This is a genomic window from Fodinibacter luteus, assembly GCF_039541575.1.
In the GTDB taxonomy this organism is placed as follows: domain Bacteria; phylum Actinomycetota; class Actinomycetes; order Actinomycetales; family Dermatophilaceae; genus Fodinibacter; species Fodinibacter luteus.
In genome coordinates, this window is the sequence record NZ_BAABGM010000027.1 from 1 (window position 1) to 12,317 (window position 12,317).

Sequence of the window (12,317 nt, forward strand, 5' to 3'; positions counted from 1 at the left end):
CGGCCTGACCCACACGCCCAACCGAAGGATCAACCTCGTACACCACCCCAGCGGACTTGACCCTCCGCGCTGGACGGCACAGCGCGTAGACATGCCGTGCCGATGCGTCACTGCGCCGCCAGTCCACCTCCCCTTTGCAGCGGCATGAGCGGTCGTGGCGACGGTTAGCCGCTCAAGGCGCCCGGAATCGCCATACTGAACACGGACGAGGTTTGAATGTCGGCCGCGCTCAGGCCCACGCTGGCCAAGTCCGGACCAAGCATGTCTTCGAGAACGGCCCGAAAGTCGGCCTCACCTCGCCAGGCAGACACGAAACGGAAGCCGCTCGCGATCGCGGTCGCTGCAATGAACATGCAGCCCGTGAAAGGAGGCCGTCCTACTGCTTTGCCGCGTTCCTGGGTCAGTGCCTCGACCTGGTACATCTGTTCCGGCGTTGCTCCCGGCACCACGAAATCCACGATGACAGCCACCCTGGCTCCTCTCTACTGGTCGATCCGGGTCCGCGACACTCTTCCAACCCGCTGGCAGACCCGAGCGCATCGATCGCGAACCGCGGCCTGCCCAGCCGTGCCCTAGTGGGCAAGCACCCGGTCCTCGGATCTCATTCAGGGCAGGTGCTGTTCTGAGCGAGTGGCTTCAGGGCTTGCCCAAACGGGCTGCCCTCAAGGAAGAACTCCCTGATGACGTGGATGCGGTCGGACACCGTCTGTGGTGCTGCGACCGCCTGGGCCTGGAAGACCTTGCCGAGACACGACGCGCGGGCATTCGGCTCCTGCGCTGAGGCCGCCGGCCCTGCGATCACAAGCACCAGCGTCCCGATGGCCGCTGCGGTGGACATCCTGAGGGTCATGGAGCGCATTTGAATCTCCCCTACCAAGACGGACCCGCCTGGTCGGGGTCGGTGGCTGATGCTAGCGACGGAACCGTCCTGTTGACTAGAAGCAGGCCGAGCAGCGCTCCACCCCGTCACCTTCCAGAGGGTGCGTCATTTGCCGCCAGTCCAACGACCTTGGGTCTCATCCAGTTGGACTCCCATCACCTATGTCATCGGAGTCTCAGCCAAGCCCGTCGAACGCCCCGGCGCTCGGCGTCCGCTGGCCCGCGACGATCTGATGCAGCGCATCGAAGTCCGCCAGGACGACCTCGGCGGTGACGGTGGTGGGAGTCGGGGCGAACAATGCCGCGGGCAAGCCGGCAGCGTGAGCGGCGAGGACGTCGAGTTCCCGGTCGCCGACGGCCAGGGTCTGGTCGAACCGAAGGTGGTGGCGCTTGATGAGCATGAGAAAGGCTGCCGGGTCGGGTTTGCGTGGGTACTCGTCGTCGTAGCAGCTCACCGTGTCGGCGATCAGGTCAGCCAGTCCGTGCGCAGCCAGGAGGCGGTCCATACCGGAGCGGCGGCGATGGGTGACGATGAGGTTCAGTCCGCCTCGGGCGCAGATCAGCTCGCACACCTCGCGAACACCGGTGAAGGGCGGCTGGTCGTCGGGGGTGACGTTCCCGTAGTGCCGCTCGAACCCGGCCTCGAGCTCCTCCAGAGGAAGTGCGTAGGTCATGGACAGGGTCGAGAGGCAGCCGTCGATGGAGACCAGCGCCATGTCCCTGACCTCCTCGAAACTTGGTGGAACAGCGAGGTCGCCCACCGCGGCCCGCAAGCTGTTGGCGATGGCCGGGTACGTGTCGAACAGCGTTCCGTCGAAGTCCCAGATGAGGTTGCGAATCACGAGGCACCCCGATGCTGGTTGCGTTCGACACGTTGCTTGATCCCGAGGAGCATCTGGCGTTCCATGACAAACCCGACCGGCTCGACCACATGCCACATGACGCTCGTTCCCTTCGTCGGCGGATACGACAGGCGTTGACGGGTCAGGAGCCGCGTTCCCCGTCCGTCGGCTGTCGGCTGCAGCTGCCACTGCCAGGTCGCGATCCCGGTCGAGGAATCCGGGCCGGCCGCGAAGTGCGGCGGGCGTGGGTCGGCACCCACGAGCACCAATGCCGCGACGGAGTCGACCTGGTCGACGCGGAAGCACGGATATCCGGACGGACCCAGACGGATCAGGTCCCCGACAGCGAGCTGCTGACAGTGGGCCAGAATCCGGTCGGCGCTGTGGATGTCGCAGCCCACCAGGTTCTCCAGGCCGTCGAAGCTGTAGAGCCCGCCGCGCCCCTGACCCATCTGAACCAACCAAGGCCACACCTGCTCGGGTGGCGCGGCGACCGTGATCGCCCGGGTGTAGCCCAGCCTGGGCGCTGTCACCAGCTCATCCCCTGGCATGGGCGCCTCAGCCTCGGCATCGGTGGCGCCCCACCGGTTGTAGCGAACTCTGAGCACTGGCGCCGCCAGCATCACCCCCAGAACCTGTGCGCCACCGATGAGCACGTCCACGGCTTTGCTGCGACTCACGGTCCTCCTTCGCTCTGGACAACAAGCCAGGCGGTCCGCCTCCCCGCGACAGGCGAGGCTGTTGAGCGCCAACCCTGAGTTGTCTTCACGGCGCTCCCGCCGGCTGACCGTGCGTGGTCCACCTTCGAAGGCAGAGGTCGCGGCGATGACGCCTAGAGATCCTCCTCCGGCCGAGAAGGTCGCAACCACGGGGTGTGCCTCGGTTCACAAAACAACCGCAGGCCCCAACGCCTCGCAGGCGTTGACCGCGGGAGAGTGGCTTCACAGCTTCGACGGGTGGAGCTGGTTGGCGCCAGCCCGCTCATCGGCTGGCTCGCGAACCCTCAAGATGCGTCGTAGCCGCCAAGGCGTGCGTCACATCGCCGGCCATGCAGCGGACCTCACGCGTTCGGGTCTGCACACCAACCTCATCCACTACGGCTTCGCGCTCGTCGCACCCGTCGTCTATGCGATGGTCGGCCTCGTGCGCGCCCGCGGTGGGTGGCTGGCCAACCTGGCCGGGCTGCTCGCGGTCATCGGGTTGAGCACCCTGCCGGGCCTGGTGCTCCTCGACTTCTTCTCGGTGGCGGTCGCGCTGAGCAGCGACCTCGACGCCGCGGTCGCCATGGAACAGCAGATGGATCAGCTGCCGTTCTTCATCGCCATCGTCGCCCCTGCGTTCATCTCCTCCGTGCTCGCCCTGCCGGTCGCCATCGCGGCGCTGTGGCGGGCGGGCCTCGTCCCCGGATACCTCGTCGCGATCGCGATACTCGCGGCGCTCGCGCCCAATGTCTCGCCAGGGTGGGTCATCGGCTTCGGCATCAACGCCCTGTGGATGCTCGCCGTCGCGGTGATCCTGGCGCGCGTGCCCTTGGCCCGGTGGTACGGAGGCTCGGTGTCGACCGCGGCCGCCGAGGAGCGAGAGGGCGCGCAGGTCTGACTCCGGCTCCCGTCCGTGGCCGTCAGGGCGGCTCCTCGCCAAAGGAGCCGACCTCGCTACGCTTGCCGGGTAAGCGAAGAGATCGCCGTCGCCGCCATCGGAGCAGCAGGTCGAATGGGGTCGGAGGCGTGTCGGGCGGTCGAGGCTGCCGACGGTATGCGGCTGGTCTAGGTATGACGTCGGCGATGATCTCGGTGACCTCTCGGTGCGGAGGTGGTCGTCGAGTTCTCGGTCCCGGATGCCTCGCTCGACAACTGCCTCGGTGGGGCGTCCACGTAGTCGTCGAAACGACGGACTGGGACGTTGAGAGGCTTGAGCGGGTGGCTCCGAGCTCGCGGAGCGCCGGGGGTGGGGGTGCTCATCGCGTCGAACTCGCGATCAGGGCGATCCTCATGAAGGCCTGCACCCCGAGCCAAGTACCAGATGCTTGCGATACGCGGGCTGAGCCTCCAGGTCACAGGCCTGCTGCACTTCGTCGGCTATTGCACTCGTGCAGAGACCTTTTGGCTGCTCGCAGTGGTTGGCGGTTCACTGCATCTCCATGGGGAGGTCCCGTCGCCATCGTGCTGAGGGCCATGAACGCGGTGTTGCGCAGCGTGTATGTGCCGACGGGTACATACGGATGCGGTCTGATGCGGGACAACTTGAGAGTCATTTCAAAGCAGGTTCTGGCGGACGGTCCGCCGGAACTGGAAGGGACTCAGGATGTGGATGTGGATCATCATCGTCAGCGCACTCGTCACGATCGTCCTCCTCGCCAAGGGGATCGACCGCAGTCGCGGCTCGCAGGGCGCCAGCCGCAGCCTTGACCTCCCGGGCATCAAGGACGGACGGCCCAGGCACATCGACACGAATGACGGCTTCAACGGCATGTAGGCCTCTGGCCGCTGCACCCCTCACCAGCGTCATAACCGCCATTGACTCAGTCATCGACAGGGTTCGGGTGCCCCCGGAGCAGGCCAACCTCTCTCTAGACGCGGAGGCGAGGCGGTGCGAGGCTGGCCTGATCGCCACAGGCGAGCCCGCGCGGGAGGTCGACATGTCGCTGCCGAGACTGCTACCAGCACCGTCTCAGCTCCGAGGGGTTCGGCTGCGGCGTTGCCGCTCGCGGATCCGCGGCCTTGGCACCGGGCGCGACACCGTTGACGTGGTGTGAAATCCCGGCAAACCCATCGAGTCTGATCCCGAGGAAGTGATCAATGTGGAAGGAAGTCGTCGTCCGGCGAACCGACAGGCACTACGCGTCGTTGCGGTTGGCGCCACAGCAGCCCTGCTGACGATGTCGCCACAGGCCGTGTCCGCCGCACCCGTCGATGCGTGCGACACCCGGAGCAACAACACGTACCAGAAGCTGCTCGACTGCATGACGGGCGAGGGCGTCACCGAGCACCTCGAGGCGTTCCAGAAGATCGCGGAGAACAACCCCGACCCCGAGTACGGGACGACCCGAGCCGCAGGTACGCCCGGGTACCAGGCCAGCGTCGACTACGTCGCCGGGCTGCTCGAGGACGCCGGGTACACCGTGACGCTGGACCCGGTCGAGATCACGTACGCCTTCATCCCCGAGCTGCGCCAGCTCACGCCGGTCCAGGCGGACTACGAGACCGGGGTCTACTCCGGAAGTGGCGAGGGCGTCGTCACGGGCAACGTCGTCCCGGTCGACATCAACCTCACGCCGCCGCGGGCGAGCACGAGCGGGTGCGACGGAGCCTTCACCGAGGCGGCGGTCGGGTCGCCGATCGTGGCGGACCCCGCCGGGCCGAACGACTTCGCCGGCTTCACTGTCGGGAGCATCGCGCTCATCCAGCGGGGTGGCTGCAGCTTCGCGCTCAAGGCCCTGAACGCAGAGGCAGCCGGCGCGTCCGCCGTCATCATCTTCAACCAGGGGAACACGCCCGACCGCGAGGCGCTGCTCGTCGGCGACGCGACCCCGCCGCCCGGGAGCGCCGATACCGAGATCGGCATCCCCGTCGTCGGCGCCAGCTTCGCGGACGGCTCCGCCCTCGCGCAGCCGGGCTCGACGGCGTACGTCGAGGTGATCACCGAGACCCGCACCGACTACAACGTGATCGCCGAGCTCGAGGGCAAGAACGCGGACAACGTCGTGATGGCCGGGGCGCACCTCGACAGCGTGATCGAGGGACCGGGCATCAACGACAACGGTTCCGGCTCCGCGGCGCTGCTCGAGACCGCGCTGCTCATGGCCAACCTCAATCCGGAGAACACGCTGCGGTTCGCCTGGTGGGCGGGCGAGGAGCAGGGCCTTCTCGGCTCTGCCGACTACGTCGCCGGCCTCTCGCAGGCGGAGCGTGACCGGATCGCGCTGTACATGAACTACGACATGGTCGGCTCGCCGAACTACATCTTCATGGTGTACGACGCCGACGAGTCGACGTTCCCGGCGCCTGACGGTGTGCCGATCCCTTCGGGGTCCGAGGCGATTGAGGACGTGTACGAGTCGTACTACACGGCACTCGGCATCCCGTATGACGACACCGAGTTCTCCGGTCGGAGCGACTACGAGGCGTTCATCCTCGCCGGGATCCCGTCGAGCGGGCTTTTCACGGGTGCAGAGGGGATCAAGACCGAGGAGCAGGAGGGCATCTGGGGAGGCACGGCGGGCGAGCAGTTCGACCCGTGCTACCACGAGGTCTGCGACACGACCGACAACGTCGACCCGCACGCGCTCGACGTCAACAGCGACGTCATCGCGTTCTCCATGCTGACGTTCGCGTACTCGACCGAGTCGGTCAACGGCGTTCCCGGCAAGAACGTGCCCGGTCCGAAGTTCGTGCTTCCTGAGCCCGCGGGCCCCGAAGGCACGTTCGCCGGCGAAGGTGCCGGCGCCGCCTTGCGGGCTCTCGAGTAGCAGCCCTCCGGCAAGAGCTGGGGGTGGCCGGGCTGGGGTCGCCCCCAGCCGGGCCCGGAACCCCTGACCTTCTGCAACGTGGGTCCCAGGCCGTGACCCAGCGAGACTGACCACGGCGACTGGGGCGGCTTCAGGACATGAGGGACGCCTGCGACGGCTCAAAGGAGGTGATCCGCGGCTGATCACGGTCCCCGGCTGTCACGGTCCCCACCGCGCCGAGGGGGAGTAGCCCAGCATCGGCGAGAGCCCGAGCATCCAATCATCGCCAAGTTCCGGATTGATCGAGGTGCCTCTCATCGCCGCGACATGGTGACGGGACTTTGTTCACACACGCTTCGGCCTGCCGGTGCGGTCAACAGGGTCGCCCAGTGCTACAGGGCGCCGCCGCCCGTGCTCCCGCTGTCGCTGTGGCGCGACATCTCCACGCCGATCATGTGCTCGCCGTCGTGCACAGAGGCAGCAATCGTCGCGCCGGGCATCTGCGGCCCTCGCCTCCAGGCCACGACGACCGCGGCGACGATGATCGTCAGTGCGAGCAACAGCAGCCACCACATGTCCGGAGTCCATTCGATCGAGCGTTCTGAAGATATCGTCCTCGGTCCGACCTCACCCGTCCAGCGTGGGGTGCCGTGGGGTTCGGAGTCGGACGCAGGGGGGCTCACACCAAGGGCGCCCACTCCGGAGCAGTCGTCCGCAGTGCCAGGGATCGGGCCCGGAAGCGCGCCGCGACGTGCGTCATTCCGGCCGACGACCCGCAGATCGCGGTCGCCGTCATCGCCAGCCGCCCGTTCACCCTGCCGATCTGCGGCAAAGGAAGACGTTGAGCGTCTTGGGTGTGGCGTGGCACCCTGCGGCGGGTCCCGGTCCCGACAGCTGGCACGCAGACGGCGGCTCGTTCTCGGTCGATCGTGGGTTGGGTTGCCTGGTCCTCACCGCGCACCAGGAGGCGATCACCGAGCGGCTGCGAGACCTGCCCGAGGTGTCCGCGGTGCTGGCGGGGGTGCGCGAGTCGACGATCCATCCTCCATATCGCTGGACGGGCACGTCGTCGGTCTGGCTTTCCACTGCGGCATGGGGGCGAGCACCAGCCAGGTGATGACCGGGGTCGACAAGAACGGACGTGCGCTCGCCCTCCTCGCTGACCTCGACCTTCTCGACGGGGCACGATGACACATCGGTGGTGTTGTCAGATCGGTCGCCCGACGGCCTGAGCGTGCGCGCTGCCCGCGGCATGACCGGATGGCTGCGGCGTTGACCGGGACCTAGGAGCTGGCGCCCTCGGCGACGTCCTTGTAGATGCGCAGCATCCCGCCCCAGGCGTCGGGACCCTCGAAGGTCCTCTGCATTTCGGCCGCGTCGGCGCCGTACGCCTCGAGGTCGCGGTGCACGAGCTCGACGAGGGTGTGCCCGTCCTCCGTCGGCGTGAACGACACGTCGAGGTGGGTGACGAGGTCGGCGTGGTAGGTCCAGTCGGCGCCGACCTGCCAGGTGACCGTGAGGCCGCGGGGTGCGTCCCACGCCGTGACCACGCCGGTGTCCGTCTCCTCGCCGCCCTCGTGCCTGGCGTACCAACGACCACCCACGAACGGCTCGATGATGATCTCCTTGAGCGGCGTCTCACCGATGTGATGGCCCGCCGGCCACCACGAGATCATCTCGTCGGTGAACACCTCGAAGCAGCGCTGCTGGTTCAGGCCCACCGAGACGCTGACGCGCACCGGGCTGATGGTCTGCTGTTGCTGAGTCATCGGTCCTACTCCTTGTTGTCCGTCTGGTCATCGGCGTGCTGGTTCTCTGCGTGCTGGGCGAACGCGACCATGGCCTGCTGCCAGAACCGCTCCAGGTAGGCGCGGAGCGGGGCGAGCCCGGCCGGGTCCACCCGGTAGACCCGGCGGGTCCCTTCCTGGTGGTCCATCACGAGTCCGACCTCCTTGAGCACCTTGAGGTGCTGGGAAACGGCCGGCCGGCTGACCGGCAGCAGCGCGGCGAGCTGCCCCACCGGCTGCGGGCCCTCGAGCAGCAGGTCCAGGATCGCCTGCCGTGTGGGGTCACCCAGCACGGTGAGAAGCATCTTTGCGTTCGTCGTCACTTACCGTAAGTTAGAACTAACGGTATCTCTTGTCAAGGGTCACTCGTGGCGCCCGACCTTCTCGGAGCCAGCCCGGCCCTCTAGGTGATGGGTCGCAGAGTGGCCCAGTCGAAGCCGCTGTCGCCGCCTGACCGTACAGGCGTCCCTACGTCGCCAACGGGCGCATCCAGGTCGGTGGCCGCCGGGCCTTCCGTTACGCCGTCCGGGCAGGCGGATCCGGCGCGTCAACCCGTCGAAGTTGCCGGCCAGCGTCGGAGGCCGCTGGAGAGCGGTCTCGGCCCGCCTGGATGCCGCACAGCTGGGTCGTCTGCTGGCGCGTGGCAGTGGCCGTGGGGTCAGTCGGCTGCGAGCCAATCGATCGCGGCGTCACGCTCCGCACCTGGGAAAGCGCGAACCTCGCCGGGCACTGCCCAGGCGAACATGGACAGACCGTCCCGCATCCACGCGTGATCGGTCACCAACGCGATCCGCTCCCACGCGCTCCACTCGCGAACCCCCATCTGCAGGTCCTGCCACGCCGCGCCCGCCTCCATGCCCTCGAACTCGCCGCCGAAGTCGAGCAGCACCCGGATCTTGCCGCCGTCCGCGCCTGCCGCGGCCAGCGCTGGCTCGAGGACCCCGGTGTAGTCCTCGGCTGTGAGCTTGCCGTTTGCTTGGAACCCCACCACCCCGGTAGGCAAACCATTTAGGACCGTGATCATGGTGCCTCCTGTGACATCCGAGACCTGGACAGCATGAAGGTCGTGCTCGGCTCGCCCTCCCGGCCACGGTACTGCGGGTCGACGTGTTCGTGCCAAAGGCTGCGGGATGCTGCTGGCACAGAGGAATGTGTGCCCGGGGGCGGGACCGGACGGAGTGCGACCCCGAAGATGCCTCTCATCGCAGCCGGACGCATCTGCGGGGACAGCCGTGCTTCGGCTCGAGTCTGCCGGGGTCGGGATGGCGGGCGACGGTGTGACGGCCCGGTCAGCCGAGGAGCTGCCCGGCGGCGCCGCCGAAGATGGTCGCGACGATGGACAGCACGACAATGACGATGCCCACGACGCCGAAGCCGCGGGCGGCTCCGGTCTGGGGGTGGCTTCCGCGGGCCAGACCGCCCAACCAGGCCGCGCCGGCGCCGAGGCTGGCCGGTGCACCGGACCAGAAGAACGGCAGGGTGAGCACGGCGAGGACTCCGAGCACGAACGCGCCGACCTTGGCGCGTTGCGGGTCGCGGGAGAGTGGGATGGCGATCGCCAGCGTGAGCAGGAGGCCGATACCGCCCACTACGGCGGTGCTCTGGATGCTCTCGATGGCTCCGTCGGGTGCGTTCGGGTCGTGGTCGGTGAAGAGGATCTCGCCGACGTGGATGGCGATGCTGAGTAGCGTCGTCAGGGCGAACGCGCCGCCCACCAGGACCGGGGGGGAGAGCCGGGGCTCGGTGGCTTTGGTGGTTGTCGTGGTCATCGTGTTCTCCTTTGGTGCCGGATCCGGGTGGTCCGGATCCATGCCCAAGGTGCCGTCGTGGGTGTCCCGTCGGGTAGGACGTCGACGTCCCGCGCTGTCCCGCGCTGTCCCGAGCCGTCCCGCGGGGGTCCCGGAACGCGCCTGGTTGGAACATCATGGCTGTGTGAGCACCGAGGTTGCCAGCGTGCGGGGGGTATCCGTCGGCGTGGTCGTGGCGGCCGTGTGTACCGGCGTCGGCGCCCTGCCTTTGCTGCAGGGTTTCGCCGATCCCCGGATGCCGACCGGCGCTTTGTACGGGGCCGGCTGGCCGGCGTTCGGGATTGCGGCCGCAGTGCTCTTCGATCGGGGGCAGCAGCCGCGAATCGGAAGGGCCCTTGCGGGGCTCGCGCTCGTCCCGACCGCGATGGTGGCGATTGCCCTGCCGCGGGCGGGTGGGAGCGTGTGGAGCCGGGTCGAGGACCTGTGGGCTGTCGCGGACGTCGTGGTTGTGCTGACCACGCTGGTGACGCTGGCGGCGACGATGGGGTTCGCCCGCGGCCGGGTGCCGCGCCGCCGGCTGTTCTGGCTGCTGGTGTGGTCTGCGGTCGTGCTCGGCACGTTCTTGGTGGCTGACGAAGCGCTCGTCCCGCGCGGGGCTGCCGTCGTCCTGACGCTGGGCATGTGGTCGCTGGCTGGCGTCGTCGCTCGGCTGACGGTCGCGGCCGAGCTGCGGCCCGTGGATGAACCGTTGCGCGATGCCCTGGCAGTCGCGCTCACCGTGGCGACAGGTGCGACGGTGGGGGTGGCGATCCGGCTGGCCGGCATCCGCGCTGGTATCCCCAGTCCGGATCTGGCCGCGGTCGTCGCCGCCGTGTTGGCCACCGCCCTGGCCTGGCCGACCGCGGCCCGGTGGCGGCGGTTCTGGCTCGCGCACCGGTATGGCACCGGAACCCTGACTCCCGCCGACGTCGCCTCGATCACGGCGGACCTGCGTCCGCTGCAGGATCCCCGGGTGCTCCTGGACAAGGCCGCCGAGATGGTGGCCGCGTGCGCCGGGCGTCCCGGCGTGAGGCTCGTGCTGGGCGGGGACAGCCCTGACGTGCCGCCCTTCTGGGTCGAGCGTCCCCTGCTGGTTGCCGGGGAGCGGGTCGGTACGCTGCTGGTCGGATCCGAGAACCCGGAAGGCCCCGAACCGCGTCAGGCACGCACGATCGCGCAGCTGCTCCCGACCCTCGCGCTGGTCTGCCGTGCGGTGGGTCTCGCGGTCGAAGCCGAGCAGGCACGCCAAGGCCTGGCCCGGGAGAGGGACGCCGAACGGGCTCGCATCCTGCGCGACTTGCATGACGGACTCGGTCCGGTGCTGGCCGGGATGAGCATGCGGGTCCAGGCCGAGCTGCGCCGCAGCCCCAGCCCAGTGTTGGCCTCTCTGGCTCCTCAGCTGGCTGAGGCCAGAGCAGATCTGCGCCGGATCGTCTCCGGGCTCACCCCGTCGGCACTGCACGACGCAGACCTGGTCTCCGCCTTGCAGCGGCTGGTCGCAACCTTCGACGGCAACGGGCATCAGGTGGTGCTGCACGTGACGGCCCCTGAACCGCTGCCGCCCGAGGTCACCGTCGCGGTCTATCGCTGCGTGGCCGAAGGCGTCACCAACGCCTTGCGCCACGGCGGCGCCAGTCGTGTCACGGTTCAGGTGATGGCCAATGCCGCCGGCCACGTCACGGTCAACGTGCGTGACGACGGGATCGGCGGTCCGATCGCCCCCGGCGTCGGGTTGACCTCACTGCGACAGCGAGCCGAGCAGATGGGCGGATCCCTGGCTGTCGAACCCTGCGATGCAGGTGGAGCCCTGCTTCATGTGGAGCTGCCGACGAAGGAACCGGCATGACCCGGGTGATGATCATCGACGACCACCCGATCGTGCTGTCGGGGCTGACCGCTCTGATCGAGTCCGACGACGCACTCGAGCTGGTCGCCGCGGCACGCACCGCGGCCGAGGCCATCGCCACCACCACCGAGCCAGACGTGGCAGTGATCGACCTGGAACTGCCCGACGGCGACGGCATCGAGCTCGGTGCCACGTTGAAACGCAGCCGGCCTCACCTGTGCGTGCTCCTGCTCACTATGCACGCCGACGACCAAGCGGTGATCCGCAGCCTGGCTGCCGGGCTCGACGGCTACCTGCTCAAGGACAGCGACCCCAAGGACATCTTGGCAGCCATCCACACCGCCGCGCGGGGTGCCCTCGTCCTCGGTCGGGGCGCCTCTGGCGCGGTTACTGCCGCAGCGGCCCTCGCACCACGCACCGACGCACTCGGCCAGCTCGACACACGGGACCGCGAGATCCTCTCGCTCCTCGCCCAAGGCCTACCCACCTCACAAGTCGCGGCGCGCTTGTTCCTTGCACCTAAGACGGTCCGGAACCGAATCTCGGAGATGCTCGCCAAACTCGGAGTCGCAACGCGCGAAGAAGCGATCGCGCTCGGCAGGGCCGGCGGCCTGGGCCACTCTTGAAACGAACGGGCACGCGATAGGAACTCGAATCGCTGACGTTCGACGGTCAAGTCCGCTGGGGTGGTGTACGAGGTTGATCCTTCGGTTGGGCGTGTGGGTCAGG

At 68.3% G+C, this 12,317-nt stretch carries 14 protein-coding genes; 5 read left to right on the top strand and 9 right to left on the bottom strand.

Annotated features, from left to right (window positions below; all coding sequences use genetic code 11):
* Positions 1-164: 164 nt before the first annotated feature.
* The 4 genes from ABD899_RS18125 to ABD899_RS18140 form a co-directional block, all read right to left on the bottom strand.
* Positions 165-470, bottom strand: coding sequence for a hypothetical protein (locus ABD899_RS18125; protein WP_345208661.1), 306 nt, complete (start codon positions 468-470; stop codon positions 165-167).
* Between the two features lie 131 nt (positions 471-601).
* Entirely contained in the window at positions 602-850 is a 249-nt protein-coding gene (locus ABD899_RS18130; RefSeq protein ID WP_345208662.1) for a hypothetical protein, read from the bottom strand.
* A 205-nt stretch (positions 851-1,055) separates the two neighbouring features.
* Positions 1,056-1,721 (bottom strand): HAD hydrolase-like protein, encoded by a 666-nt coding sequence (locus ABD899_RS18135; RefSeq protein WP_345208664.1) that lies wholly within the window; start codon positions 1,719-1,721, stop codon positions 1,056-1,058.
* Positions 1,718-2,401: an SRPBCC family protein gene (locus ABD899_RS18140; RefSeq protein WP_345208666.1), complete on the bottom strand. Its 684-nt coding sequence runs from the start codon at positions 2,399-2,401 to the stop codon at positions 1,718-1,720. The genes ABD899_RS18135 and ABD899_RS18140 overlap by 4 nt, the downstream gene beginning before the upstream one ends.
* A 349-nt stretch (positions 2,402-2,750) precedes the next feature.
* Here ABD899_RS18140 and ABD899_RS18145 point away from each other — a divergent pair, with 349 nt between their 5' ends.
* The 3 genes from ABD899_RS18145 (at position 2,751) to ABD899_RS18155 (ending at position 6,189) form a co-directional block, all read left to right on the top strand.
* Positions 2,751-3,320 (top strand): hypothetical protein, encoded by a 570-nt coding sequence (locus tag ABD899_RS18145; protein ID WP_345208668.1) that lies wholly within the window; start codon positions 2,751-2,753, stop codon positions 3,318-3,320.
* A 711-nt stretch (positions 3,321-4,031) separates the two neighbouring features.
* On the top strand, positions 4,032-4,196 hold the full coding sequence (locus ABD899_RS18150) for a hypothetical protein (protein ID WP_345208670.1): 165 nt from the start codon (positions 4,032-4,034) through the stop codon (positions 4,194-4,196).
* A gap of 418 nt (positions 4,197-4,614) precedes the next feature.
* Positions 4,615-6,189 (top strand): M28 family peptidase, encoded by a 1,575-nt coding sequence (locus ABD899_RS18155; protein ID WP_345208672.1) that lies wholly within the window; start codon positions 4,615-4,617, stop codon positions 6,187-6,189.
* A 371-nt stretch (positions 6,190-6,560) separates the two neighbouring features.
* Here ABD899_RS18155 and ABD899_RS18160 read toward each other — a convergent pair whose 3' ends face one another.
* The 5 genes from ABD899_RS18160 to ABD899_RS18180 form a co-directional block, all read right to left on the bottom strand.
* Positions 6,561-6,743 (bottom strand): hypothetical protein, encoded by a 183-nt coding sequence (locus ABD899_RS18160; protein ID WP_345208674.1) that lies wholly within the window; start codon positions 6,741-6,743, stop codon positions 6,561-6,563.
* A 708-nt stretch (positions 6,744-7,451) separates the two neighbouring features.
* Positions 7,452-7,937, bottom strand: coding sequence for an SRPBCC family protein (locus ABD899_RS18165; protein WP_345208676.1), 486 nt, complete (start codon positions 7,935-7,937; stop codon positions 7,452-7,454).
* Positions 7,938-7,942: 5 nt separating this feature from the next.
* Entirely contained in the window at positions 7,943-8,278 is a 336-nt protein-coding gene (locus tag ABD899_RS18170; protein ID WP_345208678.1) for an ArsR/SmtB family transcription factor, read from the bottom strand.
* A 335-nt stretch (positions 8,279-8,613) separates the two neighbouring features.
* Entirely contained in the window at positions 8,614-8,979 is a 366-nt protein-coding gene (locus ABD899_RS18175) for a SpoIIAA family protein (protein WP_345208680.1), read from the bottom strand.
* A gap of 265 nt (positions 8,980-9,244) precedes the next feature.
* Positions 9,245-9,724, bottom strand: coding sequence for a hypothetical protein (locus ABD899_RS18180; protein ID WP_345208682.1), 480 nt, complete (start codon positions 9,722-9,724; stop codon positions 9,245-9,247).
* Between the two features lie 163 nt (positions 9,725-9,887).
* On the opposite strand from ABD899_RS18180, the gene ABD899_RS18185 reads away from it, so the two are divergent.
* A complete protein-coding gene (locus ABD899_RS18185; protein ID WP_345208684.1) occupies positions 9,888-11,588 on the top strand; it encodes a sensor histidine kinase in 1,701 nt (566 codons plus the stop codon).
* Positions 11,585-12,214: a response regulator gene (locus ABD899_RS18190; protein ID WP_345208686.1), complete on the top strand. Its 630-nt coding sequence runs from the start codon at positions 11,585-11,587 to the stop codon at positions 12,212-12,214. Before ABD899_RS18185 ends, ABD899_RS18190 begins: the two co-directional genes overlap by 4 nt.
* Positions 12,215-12,317 lie beyond the last annotated feature (103 nt).